The sequence below is a fragment of the Mesorhizobium sp. CA4 genome (genome assembly GCF_020165075.1).
Lineage (GTDB): Bacteria > Pseudomonadota > Alphaproteobacteria > Rhizobiales > Rhizobiaceae > Mesorhizobium.
Genome location: NZ_JAIUHK010000020.1, coordinates 29,020 through 46,516, shown reverse-complemented (window position 1 = coordinate 46,516; position 17,497 = coordinate 29,020). Strand labels below are relative to the sequence as shown.

Annotated in this window: 11 protein-coding genes; 5 read left to right on the top strand and 6 right to left on the bottom strand. The window is 64.4% G+C overall.

The annotated features are described in order from the left end of the window. Positions 1-42 precede the first annotated feature (42 nt). The 5 genes from LB528_RS17425 to LB528_RS17405 all read left to right on the top strand — a co-directional run bounded on the left by LB528_RS17425 (position 43) and on the right by LB528_RS17405 (position 7,505). Entirely contained in the window at positions 43-1,683 is a 1,641-nt protein-coding gene (locus LB528_RS17425; protein ID WP_224715694.1) for an acyl-CoA synthetase, read from the top strand. 300 nt (positions 1,684-1,983) lie between these two features. Beyond that, entirely contained in the window at positions 1,984-2,589 is a 606-nt protein-coding gene (locus LB528_RS17420; RefSeq protein ID WP_224715693.1) for a TetR family transcriptional regulator, read from the top strand. 98 nt (positions 2,590-2,687) lie between these two features. Continuing rightward, positions 2,688-3,821 (top strand): efflux RND transporter periplasmic adaptor subunit, encoded by a 1,134-nt coding sequence (locus LB528_RS17415; protein WP_411962201.1) that lies wholly within the window; start codon positions 2,688-2,690, stop codon positions 3,819-3,821. A gap of 313 nt (positions 3,822-4,134) precedes the next feature. Then, the gene (locus LB528_RS17410; protein ID WP_224715692.1) at positions 4,135-7,287 is read left to right on the top strand and encodes an efflux RND transporter permease subunit; all 3,153 of its coding nucleotides are present in this window, start codon (positions 4,135-4,137) and stop codon (positions 7,285-7,287) included. A gap of 47 nt (positions 7,288-7,334) precedes the next feature. Further along, positions 7,335-7,505, top strand: coding sequence for a hypothetical protein (locus LB528_RS17405; RefSeq protein ID WP_224715690.1), 171 nt, complete (start codon positions 7,335-7,337; stop codon positions 7,503-7,505). A gap of 71 nt (positions 7,506-7,576) precedes the next feature. On the opposite strand, the gene LB528_RS17400 is transcribed toward LB528_RS17405, so the two are convergent. The 6 genes from LB528_RS17400 to LB528_RS17375 all read right to left on the bottom strand — a co-directional run bounded on the left by LB528_RS17400 (position 7,577) and on the right by LB528_RS17375 (position 17,478). After that, the gene (locus LB528_RS17400; protein ID WP_224715689.1) at positions 7,577-9,286 is read right to left on the bottom strand and encodes an APC family permease; all 1,710 of its coding nucleotides are present in this window, start codon (positions 9,284-9,286) and stop codon (positions 7,577-7,579) included. Positions 9,287-9,652: 366 nt separating this feature from the next. Continuing rightward, positions 9,653-12,022, bottom strand: coding sequence for a DUF1989 domain-containing protein (locus tag LB528_RS17395; RefSeq protein WP_224715688.1), 2,370 nt, complete (start codon positions 12,020-12,022; stop codon positions 9,653-9,655). A 260-nt stretch (positions 12,023-12,282) separates the two neighbouring features. Next, the gene (locus LB528_RS17390) at positions 12,283-12,909 is read right to left on the bottom strand and encodes a sarcosine oxidase subunit gamma (RefSeq protein WP_224715686.1); all 627 of its coding nucleotides are present in this window, start codon (positions 12,907-12,909) and stop codon (positions 12,283-12,285) included. Next, a complete protein-coding gene (locus LB528_RS17385) occupies positions 12,902-15,883 on the bottom strand; it encodes a sarcosine oxidase subunit alpha (RefSeq protein WP_224715685.1) in 2,982 nt (993 codons plus the stop codon). Before LB528_RS17385 ends, LB528_RS17390 begins: the two co-directional genes overlap by 8 nt. Then, positions 15,883-16,158: a sarcosine oxidase subunit delta gene (locus tag LB528_RS17380; protein WP_224715684.1), complete on the bottom strand. Its 276-nt coding sequence runs from the start codon at positions 16,156-16,158 to the stop codon at positions 15,883-15,885. Before LB528_RS17380 ends, LB528_RS17385 begins: the two co-directional genes overlap by 1 nt. A gap of 66 nt (positions 16,159-16,224) precedes the next feature. After that, positions 16,225-17,478 carry a sarcosine oxidase subunit beta family protein gene (locus LB528_RS17375; protein ID WP_224715683.1) on the bottom strand — a complete coding sequence of 418 codons (1,254 nt, stop codon included), beginning with the start codon at positions 17,476-17,478 and terminating at the stop codon, positions 16,225-16,227. Positions 17,479-17,497 lie beyond the last annotated feature (19 nt).

The following is a 17,497-nucleotide window of genomic DNA, read 5'->3' as shown; positions in this document are numbered from 1 at the left end:
CCTACGGTTAGAAAGCTCGAAAAGAACATCGGGGAGAACGGGATGGCCAATCCTTACGAACAGGATCTCGCCAGGAACGCCGCCAATCACCAACCGCTGACGCCGCTCACTTATCTTGAGCGAGCGGCCAAGACCTATCCCGACCACATCGCCATTATTCACGGCAGCCAGCGCATAACCTATCGCGGCTTCTGGCGCCGCTCGCTGAAGCTCGCCTCGGCGCTTGCGAAACGTGGCATCGGCAAGGGCGATACGGTGACGGTGATGCTGTCGAACACGCCGCCGATGCTGGAAGCGCATTTCGGCGTGCCGATGGTGAAGGCGGTGCTGCATTCGCTGAACACGCGCCTGGATGCCGCCGTCATCGCTTTCCAGCTCGACCATGCCGACAGCAAGGTGCTGATCGTCGACCGCGAGTTCTCAGGCGTCGTCAAGGAGGCGCTGGCCTTGGCCAAGGCCAGGCCATTGGTCATCGACTATGACGATCCGGACTATGCCGCCGATGCGCCCTATCCGAAGGGCGAGCGGATCGGCACGCTCGACTACGAAGATTTTCTCGCCGGCGGCGATGAGGCTTTTGCCTGGTCGATGCCCGACGACGAATGGGACGCCATCTCGCTCAACTACACCTCCGGCACGACGGGCAATCCGAAGGGCGTCGTCTATCATCACCGCGGCGCGGCGCTTATGGCCTACACCAACACTATCCATGCCGGCATGGCCAAGCACGCGGTCTATCTCTGGACGCTGCCGATGTTCCATTGCAACGGCTGGTGCTTTCCCTGGACCTTGGCCGTGCAGGCCGGCACCCATGTCTGCCTGCGCTGGGTGCGGGCAAAGCCGATATATGACGCCATCGCCGATCATGGCGTCACCCATCTGTGCGGCGCGCCGATAGTCATGTCGGTGCTGATCAATGCGAAGGACGAGGACAAGCGCCAGTTCGCGCAGACCGTCACCTTCAACACCGCCGCAGCACCCCCGCCGGAGGCCGTGCTTTCCGGCATGGCCGATGCCGGCTTCGCCGTCATCCATCTCTACGGCCTGACCGAGACCTACGGCCCGGCCGTCGTCAACGAATGGCACAATGAGTGGGACGCGCTGGAGAAGGGACCGAGGACGGCGAAGAAGGCGCGCCAGGGCGTGCGCTATGCCGCGCTCGAGGGCCTCACGGTGATGAACCCGGAGACGATGGTCGAAACGCCGGCCAATGGCGAGACCATCGGCGAAGTCATGTTCCGCGGCAACATCGTCATGAAGGGCTATCTGAAGAATCGCAAGGCCACCGACGAAGCCTTCGCCGGCGGCTGGTTCCACTCCGGCGATCTCGGCGTCATGCATCCCGACGGCTACATCCAGCTCAAGGACCGCTCCAAGGACATCATCATCTCGGGCGGCGAGAACATCTCCTCCATCGAGGTCGAGGATGCGCTCTACAAGCATCCCTCGGTTGCATCCTGCGGTGTGGTTGCCCGCGCCGACGAGAAATGGGGCGAGGTGCCGGTCGCCTATGTCGAGCTGAAACCCGGCAAGACCGCGACCGAGGCCGAGATCATCGAGCATTGCCGAGGGCTGCTCGCCCGCTTTAAGGTGCCGAAGGCGGTGGTGTTCGCCGAAATCCCGAAGACCTCGACGGGGAAGATCCAGAAGTTCAGGTTGCGGGAAATGGCGAAGGGGGCGTGAGCGCAGCCCCCAGGACTCCGACAATTTTCGCCGGCCCCTGTGAGGTCGTCATCCTAGGGTGGAGCAGTCGCGACGCGACGCGCGGAAACCCTAGTATCGATTACGCTTCGCTCTTGCTCCGCCCGTGGATGACGACGTCACAGCCGCAGTATGCAACCGCCAACATCGCTCATCGCATGCTTGTTCTGTCACCATCTGTCACCAAATTATACGCGTACGTCGATTTCGCGTTGACTCCGCTCTGCTTTCGTTTTACGACTGACGAAAATTGAAATTCGTCACTCATCAAACGAAAGTGCCATGTCCGAAGCCGGCAACATCGTGGCAGACCCCGCCAGAAAGGAGAATGTGACCCGCATTCTCGACTGCGCCGAGCGGCTGTTCCGCCACTACGGCTACGGCAAGACCAACGTTGCCGACATCGCCCGCGAGCTTGGCATGTCGCCGGCCAACATCTACCGCTTCTTTGCTTCCAAGGTCGAAATCCACCAGGCCGTATGCGGCCGCATGCTCGGCGCCAGCTACAACATGGCCTACGAGATCATGCATCTCCCGGTCAGCGCCGAGGAACGGCTGCGCCGCTACATCCATGCCCAGTACAAGATGACGCTGGAGGTTATGCTGGACCAGGAGAAGGTGCATGAGATGGTCATTGTCGCGCTGGAGCGGGACTGGTCCGTCATCGACAAGCATGTCAACAGCATCCACGACCTCTTCGCCGAGGTGATCCGCGAAGGCATCGAGGCCGGCGAGTTCAGGCAGCAGGATCCTGCAACCGCCGCGCGGTGCTTCGGCGCCGCCACCGTCATTCTGTGCCATCCGCAGATGGTGGCGCAGTGCCTTGCCAAGACCAACCGGGCAATGCCCGACGAACTTATCGACTACGCCATCAGAGCCTTGAAATAGAAACCGTCCGCCGGGTGCGGTCGATAAATCATCTCCAGTTCGGGAGTGCTAACGTGTCTTTGTCCAGTTCCATCCTCCCTAGTTCCATCGTTCGAAGGCTGCCGGCCGCTGGCCTCCCAACCGCCGCCGTCATCGCAGCAGTGCTCGGCCTTGCCGGCTGCAGCCAGGAAAAGGCGGAGGTCGTCCAGGAAGTCCTCCGACCGGTGAAGGTGGTCGAGATCGGCGAGGCGCAGACCACGCGTCAGCTCGATTATTCCGGCTCGGTGCGCGCCCGCACCGAGATGAATCTCGGCTTCCGCATCGCCGGCAAGGTCACCGAGCGTCTGGTCGATATCGGGCAGCATGTGAATGAGGGCGATGTGCTCGCCCGCGTCGATCCTGCCGATTACGAGCTGTCGGTCAAGAGCGCTGCGGCCAGCCTCGACGCCGCCGAGCGCCAGGTCGAGACAGTCGACCTCGCCAGGAAGCGCGCCGAGCAACTCTATGCCAAGAATTTCGCGCCGAAGTCGCAGCTCGACCAGGCGCGACTGACCTACGACCAGGCGGTGGCAACCCGCGACGCCGCCCGCTCGGCGCTGGCCCAGGCACAGAACCAGGTTCAATACGCCGATCTGAAAGCCAGCAAGAACGGCATCATCACCGCCATCTCCGCCGATGTCGGCCAGGTGGTCGCCGCTGGCACCCCGGTCATAACGGTCGCGGTCGACGGCGAGAAGGAAGTATCGATCGCGGTGCCGGAAATGGACATCGCCGGCTTTAAGCCCGGCAAGGAGGTCAAGGCGAGCTTCTGGTCGGAGGAAGGGCTGACGCTTGACGGAAAGGTCCGCGAGGTCGCCGGCAGCGCCGATCCGCAGTCGCGCACCTTCGCTGTCCGGGTCTCGCTGCCCAACGACCCGCGCGTGCTGCTCGGCATGACCGCCAATGTCCAGGCGACCGTCGGCAGCAAGACGCAGCTCGTCTCGATCCCGCTGACGGCGATGGCCGAGAAGGACGGCAAGCAGATCGTCTGGACGGTCGATCGCGCCTCCGACACGGTGCATCCGCGTCCGATCAAGGTGGCCAATTTCACCGTCGACGGCGTTGCCGTTGCCGACGGCCTGAAACAGGGCGACGTCGTGGTCGCGGCCGGCACCCAGTTCATGACCGACAATCTGAAGGTCAAGCTTTCCGGCGACGCCCAGCAATCCGCCTCGGCGGAGAACGACGTCGCTACGACCGGCAGCCTGCACTGATGCTTGTCGCCCAAAAGTGCGAAGCGGTTTTGGGACAACGACATGCATCGAATTAAGACCTGAAGTCAGGCGCAACAGACGCCTTTCCCGCTCTCGCTGGCGTCAGCCGCGAGCCGGGGGAGGCATGGGTTCCGGGCGGCGGACGCCCGATCGTGAGATGCCGGCATGTTGGCTCCCCCGCAGCAGTGCCGCGTCCAGCGCGATTTGCGAGTCTCTCTCCGCTTGAGGGGTCTCGCCGCCCGGAAGCCCACCGAACTAGAAGCGGCATGCCAAGCGAGCGTGCCTTGCCGATCAATTGGACTGGACGTGTGCCATGACCACCACCGACAGCAGCACTGAAAAGCGGCCCTTCAATCTTTCGCGTTGGGCGATCGGACATCCGAGCATCGCGCGCTTCCTGTTCGGGTTGATCATCCTTGCCGGCGTGCTCGGCCTGATGCGCATGGGCCAGAAGGAAGACCCCGACTTCACCTTCCGCGTCATGGTGGTGCAGGCGATCTGGCCGGGCGCCTCGATCCAGGACATGGAGGACCAGGTCGTCAATAAGATCGAGCGCAAGCTGCAGGAAACGCCGCATCTGGATTTCGTGCGCTCCTACACCCGCGCCGGCAGCGCCATCATCACGCTGCAGGTCAAGGGCGACACCAATGCCGAAGAGGTGAAGGACGCCTTCTACCAGGTGCGCAAGAAGGTCGGCGACATTTCCAACGAATTGCCGCAAGGCCTGCTCGGTCCCTATTTCAACGACGAGTTTGGCGACACTTTCATCACGCTGCATTCGATCAGCGGCGACGGTTTCACCTATCCGGAGCTGAAGAAATTCGCCATCCAGGCGCGCGACATGCTGTTGACGACGCCGGGCGTCGAAAAGGCCGTCATCATCGGTGACCAGCCGGAGAAGATCTATATCGACGTCTCGTCCAAGGCGCTGGCCGAGCGCGGCCTGACCATCCTTGACCTGCAGAACGCCGTGAAGGGGCAGAACGCCGTCGATCCGGCGGGCTCAGTCGACACCGGTCTGCGCTCGGTGCGCATCTCGGTCGAGGGCGACGTGACCAAGGCCGCCGACATCCGCGAGCTGAGGCTGCGCTCCGGCAACCAGGTGACGCGCCTCGGCGACATCGCCACCGTCTCTTCCGGCCTCGAGGATCCTTATGAGCGAAAATACCGCTTCAACGGCCATGAGAGCGTCCAGGTCGGCGTCGTCATGGCCAAGGGCTTCAATGTCAGGGATGTCGGCAAGGATGTCGAGGCGACCTACCAGCGCTTCGAGGCCGGACTGCCCTATGGCGTTTCGGTCGACCAGATCTCCGACCAGCCGGAGGTCGTGAAGGACGCCGTCAACGAGTTCATGGAGGCGCTCGGCGAAGCGCTGCTCATCGTGCTTGCAGTCTCGCTGCTGTCGATCGGTTGGCGCTCGGGCCTGGTGATCGCCATCGCCATCCCGCTCGTCTTGGCCGCCACCTTCGCCATCATGTACGAGATCGGCATCGACCTGCAGCGCATCTCGCTCGGCGCGCTCATCATTGCGCTCGGTCTTTTGGTCGACGACGCCATGATCGTCGTCGAGATGATGGAGCGAAAGCTGGAGGAGGGACTGGTCAAGATCGAGGCGGCAAGCTTCGCCTACACCTCGACCGCTTTCCCGATGCTGACCGGCACGCTGATCACCACGGCTGGCTTCATCCCGGTCGGCTTCGCCGCCTCCACCGCCGGCGAATATGTGCGCACGCTGTTCTACGTCGTCGGCATCGCGCTGGTCGTGTCGTGGTTCGTCGCGGTCTATTTCACGCCGTGGCTGGGCTACATGATCCTCAAGCAGCGCAAGCATGCCGGCACCCATCACGACGTCTTCGACACTCGTTTCTACCGGCGCCTGCGCGCGACGGTCGCCTGGGCCGTGCGCCATCGCATCATCGTTTTGGTGATGACGCTGGTCACCTTCGCCACCAGCCTGTGGGCCTTCCAGTTCATCCCGCAGAACTTCTTTCCGCAATCCTCGCGCCCGGAAATCCTGGTCGACCTGTGGCTGCCGGAAGGCACCTCGATCAAGGATGTCGAAAACCAGGCCAGGTCGTTTGAGGGCAAGATGGCGGACGATCCGGACAAGCGCTTCATCGCCACCTATATCGGCGAAGGCGCGCCGCGCTTCTTCCTGCCGCTCGACCAGCAGCTGCGCAACCCGAACTTCGCCCAGCTGCTGGTGATGGCCAAGGACGAGCCGGCGCGCGAGCGGCTGATAGTCAAGATGCGCAAGATCCTGGCGCAGGACTTCCCCTCGATCCGGGGCAAGGTCGACCGCCTCTTCCTCGGTCCGCCGACCGGCTGGCCGGTGCAGATGCGCGTCATGGGCCCGGACCGCAAGGAGGTGCGCCGTATCGCCGACGAGGTGAAAGCGAGGTTCCAGGCCAATCCGCTGCTCGGCGCCATCCACGACGACTGGCTGGAACCGGTGCCGGCGATGAAGCTGGTGATCGACCAGGATCGCGCCCGCGCGCTCGGGGTTACCTCGCAGCGCATCCGCCAGATGCTGCAGGCCACCATGTCCGGCGCGCCGCTAGACGATTTCCGCGACGGCGAGGAGACGGTCTCGATCGTCGCCCGCGAGCCGGAGGCGACCCGTCACCTGCTCTCTTCGGTCGACTCGGTCTACATCCCGACCGACTTCGGCGGGTCGGTGCCGCTCTCGCAAGTGGCCAAGGTCGTGCCGGTGATGGAGCAGGGCGTCGAATGGCGGCGCGACCGCCTGCCGACGATCAGCGTGCGCGCCACGCTGCCGGACGGCGTGCAGTCCAACGACGTCGTCACCAAGATGTACAACGACATGAAGGATCTGCGCGCCGGTCTCGCACCCGGCTACAACGTCGAGATCCAGGGCGGCGCCGAGGACTCGGCCGAAAGCCAAGCCTCGATCGCCGCCAAGGCGCCGATCATGCTCGCCGTCATCGTCGTGCTCCTTATGGTCCAGCTGCAGCATTTCGGCAAGTCGATGCTGGTGCTGGCCACGGGACCGCTCGGCATCATCGGCGCCGCAGCGGCGCTGCTGATCAGCGGCGCGCCGTTCGGCTTCGTCGCCATCCTCGGCGTCATCGCGCTGCTCGGCATCATCATGCGCAACTCGATCATCCTGGTCGATCAGATAGACCAGGATATCGCCGCCGGCATGGAGCGATCGGAAGCGATCGTGGGTGCAGCCGTGCGCCGCTTCCGGCCGATCATGCTGACGGCGCTGACCGCGGTCCTGGCGCTGATCCCGATCTCGCGCGGCGTTTTCTGGGGGCCGCTGGCCTACGCCATGATGGGCGGCATCCTCGTCGCCACCGTGCTCACCATCCTGGTGCTGCCGGCCGGCTACGCCCTGTTCTTCGGCCACGCGCCGAAGAAGGCCAAGACCGACGAGCAGGCGCCCGAGCCGGAGAACGTCGAAGGCATCGAAAGACCGCAGCTGGCCTTGGCTGCGGAATAAAAGGTGGCAACCTTGGATCATCCGCCATCGGCGAAAGCCGGTGGCGGATGATCCGCGTCAAGGTCCGCGGGGCGGAAAAATGCGCTGTGGCAAGGCTTCCGCAAAACAGAATTCTTTCTCAGCAACGCCATAAAGGTTCGACGCTGCGCGAGAATCTCGGCCTGAAGCGTCCAGAAAATCGGCTCTTTGTAAGCGAGGCGGTCCGAAAGGCCGGCTGATGTCGGGACGGGCGATCGCAAAAAAGAACGGGCGCGCCGAGGCGCGCCCGTCTATTTTCAAGGCTGCCGCGTCAGATGACGAACACCCAGTTGGCGATCAGCATCACCACCACGCCGGCAATCAGCGTCAGGTAAGGCAGCATGCCCGCCTTCTTGACCGAGAGGTCGGCCCCCGCCATGCCGAGGTCTGCCAGCATGTGTTCGGGGAACTTGCCCTTGTCCTGGACGTAGTGGCGGAAGCAGAACACCGGGATGATCAAGGCAGCGGTGATCAGGCCGGCCCACAGCGCCATCGGGTTCCACACCTTGGCGCCGGCGCCCATGAAGATGGCGTTCACATAGGCGAAGATCGCGCCGATGCCAAGCAGCCAGGTCGGCGCCTTCCAGGGGCGGTTGATGTGGCCATTGTCGACGCGATGGATCCAGCCGGCGTTGAGGTTGAGGAAGTTGAAGATGATGTAGCCGCAATTCGACACGGCAAGGATGAAGAAGAAGCTCGTCGCGTCGGCCGAGGCGATGGCCAGCACAATCAGGTTGAAGCAAAGGTCGGTCCACATCGCCCGCGTCGGCGCGCCATGCTCATTGACGTGGCTGAGATAGCGCGGCAGCCAGCCGTCGACCGAACCCTGGTAGAGCGTGCGCGAGGAGCCGGCCATCGCCGTCATGATGCAGAGCACCAGGGCCAGGATCATCAGCATGACCAGCAGGCTGTGGATGATCTTGCCGCCGCCGACCATGCCGGCCAGCGCGTCGGCGACGCCCGAGCCGTCGACGATCGGCGTCGCCAGCATGCCGTTCAGGCCGAGCACGCCCTGGAAGGTGAAGGGCACCAGGATGAACAGCAGCATGCAGAGCAGGCCGGAATAGAAGATCGCTTTGAACGTGTCGGTGCCGGGGTTCTTGAACTCCGACGTGTAGCAGACGGCCGTCTCGAAGCCGTAGGTCGACCATGCCGCGATGAACATGCCGCCAAGCACCAGCGTCCAGCCGGCGATGTTCCACGAACCCGGGTCGGGCGCGTAGGCGGCCGCCAACGGCACCAGCGGCGAGAAGTTCGCCCAGTCGATCTGGCCGGTGAAGATCGGCACGACGCCGACGATCAGCATCGGGACGATGACCAGCAGGCCGATATATTTCTGCACATTGGCCGTGCCGAGGATGCCGCGATGCTGGATCGCGAAGATGATCAGCATCAGCACCGCGCCGATGAAGAAGGTGGCGTTGAAGGTGAAGGACACTGGACCCAGCGTATGGCTGAACAGCGACCAGGTGCGGATCGCGGGCGTGGCGGCAGCCGCCACCGCGGCGATGGCGTCGGCGGGCGCCGTTCCGGCATGCGCGGCGATGTAGGCGACGACTTCCGGCGATGTCTCGGTGAAGGCCGGGATCGGCGCCAGCGCGTTGAGGATGTATGCGGCGGCGATCGAGCAGCCGAGCGACAGCACCGGCGACCAGGCGAACCAGTTGCACCACACCGATAGCGGCGCGATGAACTTGGAATAGCGCAGCCATGCCGTGGCGCCGTAGATCGAGGCACCGCCGGATTTGTTCGGGAACAGGCCGGCGATCTCGGCATAGGTGAAGGATTGCAGGAAACCCATGATCATGGACACCGTCCAGATCAGGAAGGCCAGTGTTCCGGTCGTACCGGCAATGCCGCCGATCGAGAACAGGACCAGCGCTGGAACGCCGCTTGCCACCCAGAAGGCGCCACGCCAGTCGATATGCCTGAGCAGCTTGCTTTCGACAGGCTGCTCGAGGGCCGTGCTTATCGTGCTCATATCTTGTGTCTTCCCCTTTTTGTTGTTCCCCGCCAGCGATGCTTCGGCTCTTGCGAAGCTTGCTCCCCGGCAAATCGGCGTCGGCCTGTCGTGTTTCCACTCAGTCGTATTTTTTTCTTAAGAGTGAAGATTGATCCGACGTGCTTTCGCGTCAAGCGTTTTGTGGATGTCATGCACATCCCGCTTGCGAAACATGCTCTTTCCTTCTCCCCTTTGTGAGAGAAGGTGGATCGGCGCGTAGCGCCGAGACGGATGAGGGGTGTTCCAGCGGAGTGAGAGGCGGGTGTCTTCTGGAACACCCCTCATCCGACCGAACTTCGCTCTGCCACCTACTCCCACAACGGAAGAAGGCAAGGGTTGCCGCTATCAGGAACGCGGCCTGGTCTTCTGCGGATCGTAATGGGCGAAGCCCACGACACGCGCCGGCAGCCGCTTGGCGTGGCCGTCCAGCTTGCCGATCTCGACCTCCGTGCCGATCTCGGCGTGAGTGACGTCGAGCCGTGCCAGCGCGATGGTCTTGCCGAGCACCGGCGAGCGCATGCCGGAGGTGACGACGCCGATCTGGGCGCGGCCGACATGGACGCAGTCGCCGTGGCCGACGGCGACATTGGCATCGATGTCGAGGCCGACGAGCTTGTGCTGCGGATGCTCCTTGCGCCGGATCAGCGCATCGCGGCCGATGAAGTCGTCGGCCTTGGTCTTGAGTGGCACGGTGAAGCCAATGCCGGCCTCGAACGGATCGGTCTGGTCGGAGAATTCGTAACCGGCGAAGATCAGTCCCGCCTCGATGCGCACCATATCGAGCGCCTGGAGGCCCATCGGCTTCAGCCCGTGCGGCTGGCCGGCCTCCCAGACGGCGTCGAACACTTTTTCGGCGTCGCGCGGATGGCACCAGATCTCGTAACCGAGTTCGCCGGTGTAGCCGGTGCGTGAGACGACGACGGGCACGCCATTGCCGCCGCCAATGCGCGCGACGGCGAAGCGGAACCATTCGAGCTCGCCGATCGATGGCTGCACGGGCGAGGTCCAGACCACTTCCTTCAATATGTCGCGGCTCTTCGGCCCCTGGACGGCGATGTTGTGCATCTGGTCGGTGGAGGAGCGCACCAGCACGTTGAGGCCGAGTTTTTTCGCCGTCTCGCGCAGCCATTCGCCGGAAAGATCGTCGCCGCCGACCCAGCGAAAATTATCCTTGCCGAGCCTGAGCAACGTCCCGTCGTCGATCATGCCGCCATGCTCGTAGCACATAGCGGTATAGACGACCTGGCCGACCCCAAGCTTCTTGACGTCGCGGGTCAGCGTGTATTGCAGCAGCGCTTCGGCATCCGGACCGGTGACCTCGAATTTGCGCAGCGGCGACAGGTCCATGATCACCGCGGCCTGCCGGCAGGCCCAGTATTCGGCGATGGGGCCTTCCTTGGCGAAGGAATTGGCGAGCCAATAGCCGCGATATTCGACGAAGTCGCGCGTGTGCTTGGCAAAGCTCGAATGAAAGGCTGTCTCGCGGGTCATCTTCGGTTCCGAGTCGGGCTTCATGCGTCTGGCGATCGCTCGCGAGAATTTGTGCTGGCCTGAATAGGCGCGCACATGGATGTCGGTGAGGTCCCAGCCATTGGCGGGCGTGGTGTCGTCCGGGCAGGCCGAGGAGACGCAGACGATGTCGGTCAGGGCGCGCAAGAGCACATAGTCGCCCGGTCGCGACCACGGCTCGTCCGACACCATCACGCCATGCGCGTCGATCGCCGTGTTGAAGAAGAAGTTGATCGCCATCCAGCCGGCGCGGGGCGTCACACCCTTGTCCGACAGCGCCTTGTTGAAATTCTCCGAGCAGTTGGTGTGTCCGGGATAGCCGATGTCGTCGTAATATTTGGCGGCGCAGGCAAGCGCGAAGGCGTCGTGCCGGCCGCATGTGTCCTGCACCACCTCGACCAGCGGCTCCATGTCCTGGTCGTAATATTTCGAATGCAAGCCGGGCATCGGATAGGCCGAACCCATGAGCGTGCGGGTCGTCGTCACGTCGAGCGGCAGGTCGCGCCCCTTGTCCAGCTTGCGCGCGGAAAAACACTGGAAGTCGGTGCATTGCCGGCCATCGACATCGATGATCTGCAAATAGTCGCCGGCCTTGACGAAATAGGCCTCGGCGGTCGCCGACTTCACCCGAAGATCAAGCACCGGATCGGCAAGCGGATCGGGAAGCTGCGACCTGTTCTTCAGGCGGATCGTGGCGCGCCGCACCCGGACGGTCAGCGGCGTCGCGGTGTTGTGTCCGTCGACCAGCATCGGCCCGCCGGGCGCCGCGATCAGCAGCGCGCCGTCGCGCTGGATGGCAAAGCTCTGCTCGGTGCCGGCGGGCGTGGCGCCGCCGAACACACGCACGGCCTTCGGTTGGTCGAGCTCCACCTTGCGGCGCTCAAGGCTGAGACGCAGCGCCGAGAGGCTGTCGTCGCCCTCGGCAAGCAGCGCCTTGATGCCGGCGGCGTTGCTGTTCGACCGCTCGCCGAAAATGCCGGGATCGGTCGCGCCTGATTTGTCCCAGGCCAGCAGCTCGCAAGGCTGGCCGCCCTCGACATTGCTCACGCTGACGCTGTCGCCCGCCTCGACGTCGATGAGCACTGCGCCATTGCCCTGGACAGTATATCGTTCCACGCCCGGCGGCAGGCTGATCTCGCCGGGCCTCAGGATCAGGCTCGGACGCGGCGGTCCGGACAGGACGGCAGGGTAGGGCGACCGGCTCATCTCAAACCCTCCTCCGAGCGAGAAACAAGTTTGCCTGTGTGTGAAATTATTTTAGCAGCAAGAATAGCAGGGCGATGGCGTTTGGCAAGCACCGGCCCCCCTTCTCCCCTTGTGGGAGAAAGGGGCCGCGAAGCGGCCGGATGAGGGGTGCTCCAGGGAAAACCAGCGTCTCACTCCGCTGGAACACCCCTCATCCGTCTCGGCGCTATCGCGCCGATCCACCTTCTCCCACAGGGGGAGAAGGGGGAGCCTGCGCACTGCTACGCCAACTCCTCGGAATGGGTAATCGTCACGCCATATTCCGCGGCCGAGCCCAAGATCGTATGCCACAGGCTCTCGGCGAAGGTCGCGAACACCAGCAGGTTGAACACCGCCTGTCGATCCGCCCGATCCTTGGCGCGCCAGAGTGTGACGCTGGTATGATCCACCGACGTGGCCGCCGCGACACCCACGGCAAACACATCGGGATGCAGGTCGATCGACGACAGCTTGGCGAGCGTCGCGCGCGCCTTCTCTCCGGATATGCTGATCAGCACCCTCGCGTGCGATTGGTCGGAAAGCGAGGCCGAACCGGCAAAGACAGAGCCAAGCGCCTCAATCGAGTGCCTGCCGCCCTTGGACAGCACGAGGAATTGATCGGGCCCCGACCAGATCAGCGTCGCGTCGGCAGTGCCGACCGCCTTGGGCCTCTCCGGCGCGGCGATGCCGAAGCGCGCCTGCGCGGCCTTCACCATCTCGGCCGCCTTGCCGCGCCGCGCCATCACTTGCACGAGATCGAAATCGCGGATCTCGGTCAGCGACACGCCGGCGTCGCCTTGCGCGCCATAAGGGCCAGCGACCAGCGCACGGTCGAGCGGGCTGCGGATGTCCCAGGAAAAATCAGCCACGCTGGCGCCCTCCATCCGGATCGTAGAAGACGGAATTGCAGAGCTCGACATCGTAGTCCTCGCCGCGCAGCGGGTCGTGCGCGCGCACGATCTCGCCGATGCGCTCGCGCCCGCGCTCGACAAGGCCGAGCCCGATCCACTGGTCGAGCACCGGCGAGAAGCAGACCGAGGTGACATAGCCCTGGTCGTTGCCGGGGCCAGGTGTCTCGCCTTTCGGGATGATATGCGCGCCGGAACGCAGGCGGCGCGCCTTGTCGGTGGGCTTGATGCCGACGACCACTTGCCGGTTCGGCGCGGTGAGCGCCTCGCGTCCGGCCATGACGCGGCCGATGAAATCCTTCTTGGTCGACATCATCTTGCCGAGGCCGAGATCGCCCGCGGTGGTGGTGCCGTTGAGCTCCGGCCCGGCAACATGGCCTTTTTCGATGCGCATCACGCCGAGCGCCTCGGTGCCGTAAGGCGTGACGCCGAACGGCTTGCCGGCAATCATCAGATTGCGCGCCGTGGCCTCGCCATAGCGCGCCGGCACCGAAATCTCGAACGCCATCTCGCCGGAGAAGGAGATGCGGAACAGCCTTGCCTTCAGACCGCCGCGCAGCTTGACCTCGCGCGCGCCCATGAAAGGGAAACCTTCGTTCGACAGGTCCTCGGACGGATCGACGATCTCCTTGAGCAGGTCACGCGTCTTCGGTCCGGCGATCGAGAACTGCGCCCACTGGTCGGAGACCGAGGTCAGTTGCACGTCGAGCTCGGGAAACAGCACCTGGCGGCAGAATTCCAGATGCTGCATCACCAGTCCGGCCTTCGCCGTCGTGGTGGTGAGGAAGTAATGGTCCTCGGCCAGCCGCGAAGTCGTGCCGTCATCATAGACGATGCCGTCTTCGCGCAGCATTAGCCCGTAGCGCGCCTTGCCCACGGCAAGGCTGGAGAAGGCGTTGATATAGACGCGGTCGAGGAAGATGCCTGCGTCGGGGCCGTGCACGTCGATCTTGCCGAGCGTCGAGACATCGCAGAAGCCGACGCCGCTGCGCACCGCCTTGACCTCGCGGGTGACCGATTCCAGCCAGTCCTTCTCGCCCGCGCGGGGGTACCACTGCGCGCGCTTCCACAGGCCGGTGTCGACGAAGATGGCGCCCTGTTCGGCCGCCCAATGATGCGAGGGCGTCAGCCGGGTCGCATGGAAATTCTCGTCGCGGTGATGGCCGGCGAAGGCGCCGATGGCGACCGGAACATAAGGCGGCCGGTAAATCGTCGTGCCGGTCTCGGGAATGGATTTGCCGCTGACCGCCGCCATGTTGGCGAGGCCGGCGACGTTGGACGTCTTGCCCTGGTCGGTCGCCATGCCGAGCGTCGTGTAGCGCTTCAGATGCTCGACCGATTCAAAACCCTCGCGCTGCGCCAACTCGACATCGGACGCGGTGACGTCGTGCTGCTGGTCGACGAAGGCCTTGCCCTTGCCGGCGACATGCCAGAGCGGAGTGAGCGAAAAGGCCTCGTCGTCGGCGACCGGCATCGATCCGATATTGCCGCTGCGGCCGGCGTCGCGTGCTGCGGCAGCGCCGGCTTCAAACCCTTCGCGCAGGCAGGCGCCAAGTCCGAATGCGCCGTTGGCAGCACCTGCCGCCATCACGCCGGGCGGCGCGCCGTCCGGCACGAAGGCGGCAATGTCGTCACGCCATTTCGGCCTGCCGCGATGGTAGGAGGTGAGGCCGACCGCCGGGTTCCAGCCGCCCGAGACGGCAAGCCCGTCGGCCTCGACCTCGGCGCGCGCGCCGCCGGTCAGCGAGACGGAAATCTTGCGCACGCCGCCCTTGCCGCCGTCGACGCCGGCGACAGCGCCTTGCAGCACCGGAAAGCCACCTTTGCCGGCAAACGCCCGATGCGCCGGCGAAACGTCCGGCCGCGCGTCGATCACGGCGGCCACCTGCAGTCCGGTGGCGATCGCCGTTTCCGCTGTGCGCCAGCCATCCTCATTGTTGGTGAACAGCGCGATGCGCCTCGCCGGCGTGGCTGCGTAGCGGTTGATGTAGCTGCGCATGGCCGACGCCATCATCACGCCGGGCGTGTCGTTGCCGGCAAAGACGATCGGACGTTCGATCGCGCCGGCCGCGACGACGCAGCGCTTGGCCACGATCCGCCACAGCCGCTGGCGCACCTGATGCTTCGGCGGCACCGGCAGGTGGTCGTTGACACGCTCGATCGCGCCATAGGTGCCGCCGTCATAGACACCGAACAAAGTCGTGCGCGTCATGATGCGCACATCGAGCATCGCCGAAAGCTCGGCGACGGTGCGCGCGATCCATTCGGATGCCGGCAGACCGTCGATGGTGCCGCCATCGGCGAGCAGGCGGCCGCCAAGGGCAAAATCCTCCTCGCACAGGATGACGCGCGCGCCGCTGCGACCCGCGGCAAGGGCTGCGGCGAGACCGGCCGGTCCGGAACCGGCGATCACCACGTCGCAATGGGCCCATGCCTTGTCGTAGTGATCGGGGTCGGAAACGCCTGCAGCGCGGCCGAGACCTGCGGCGCGGCGGATCGCCGGTTCGTAGATCGCTTCCCAGAACTTCGCCGGCCACATGAAGGTTTTGTAGTAGAAGCCGGCGACGAAGATCGGCGCGAACAGCTGGTTGATCGACATGACGTCGAAATTGAGCGACGGCCAGCGGTTCTGGCTGGCGGCTTCGAGGCCGTCATAAAGCTCGGCCGTTGTCGCTTTTGTGTTTGGCTCGCGCCTTGCGCCGCTGCGCAATTCGACCAGCGCATTCGGCTCTTCCGAGCCCGCGGTCAGGATGCCGCGCGGGCGATGATATTTGAACGAGCGGCCGACGAGCTTGACGCCGTTGGCGACCAGCGCGGAAGCCAGCGTGTCGCCCTTGAAACCCGAGAACGTCTTGCCGTCGAAGCGAAAGCTGAGCGGTGCCGAGCGGTCGATCAGACCGCCATTATTCAGCCGGTTTGCCTGATCGCCGCGCATCACGCACCAACCTCGGCGGCGCCGGCGCCCGCCGCCGGCTCCACGGCCGAAATCTCATGCGTCAGCGTGTTGCGGGTGACCTTCAGCCAGGCCCGGCAGCCGCCGCCGTGGTACCAGTGCTCGCTCATCGGGCCGGCGATATTGTCGCGCAGATAGACGTAGTCGTAGACCGCGTCTTCGCCGGCATCGGCCGCCGGGCGTTGCGGCTTTGCATCGCCGAGAAAGGTGAACTCGCCGAGTTCGCGTTCGCCGCAGAAGGGACAGACTATGCGCATGGCTGGGTCTTCAGAGCATGATGCCAAAAAGTGTGAAGCGGTTTTTGGATAACATTCGCTCTATCCCTAATGGAGGTTCGGTTGGGCGCCCTGGCCCTTCTCGTCGATCATGGCGCCGCGCTGGAAACGGTCGAGGCGGAAAAGCGCGGCTTCCTTGTGCGATTGATCGCGGGCGATGAGGTGGGCGAAGACGAAGCCCGAGCCGGGCGTCGCCTTGAAGCCGCCATAGCACCAGCCGGCATTGATGTAGAGACCGTCGACCGGGCTCTTGTCGATGATCGGCGAGCCGTCCATCGACATGTCCATGATGCCGCCCCACTGGCGTAAGAGCCGCACGCGACCGATCATCGGGATCAGCGCCATGCCGCCTTCGCAGACATCCTCCACCACCGGCAGATTGCCGCGCTGGGCGTAGGAATTGTAGCCGTCGATGTCGCCGCCGAAGACCAGCCCGCCCTTGTCCGACTGGCTGACATAGAAGTGTCCGGCGCCGAAGGTCATGACCCCGGGGATCAGCGGCTTGATCGCTTCGGAGACGAAGGCCTGCAGCACATGGCTTTCGATCGGCAGCCGCAGCCCCGCCATGGCCGCCACGCGCGACGAGGAGCCCGCCACCGCCATGCCGACCTTGCCGGCGCCGATCTTGCCGCGCGACGTCTCGACGCCGGTCACCTTGCCGTTGGCCTCGCGCATGAAGCCGGTAACCTCGCAATTCTGGATGATGTCGACGCCGAGTTCGCTCGCCGCGTGCGCGTAGCCCCAGACCACAGCGTCGTGCCGTGCGGTGCCACCACGGCCTTGCAGCAGTCCGCCTTGCACGGGGAAACGCGCATTGTCGAAATTCAGGAACGGCAGCATTTTCCTGAGCGCCGCCTGGTCGAGCAGCTCCGCATCGATGCCGTTGATGCGCATGGTGTTGCCGCGCCGGGCGAAAGCATCGCGCTGCGCGTCGGAGTGATAGAGGTTGAGCACGCCGCGCTGGCTGACCATCGCGTTGTAGTTGAGGTCCTGCTCCATCGTCTCCCACAGCTTCATCGACAATTCGTAGAAGCCGGTGTTGCCGGGGAGCCCGTAATTGGAGCGGATGATGGTGGTGTTGCGACCGGCATTGCCGGAGCCGATCCACCCTTTTTCCAGCACCGCGACATTGCGGATGCCGAACTCGCTGGCGAGGAACCAGGCGGTAGCGAGGCCATGGCCGCCGCCGCCGATGATCACCACGTCATAGCGGTCCTTGGGCGCTGCGTCGCGCCAGGTCGGCTGCCAGTTCTTGTGGCCGGAAAGGGCGGCGCGGGCGAGCGAGAAGATCGAATATTTCATCAGTTCATTCCGAGGTCGC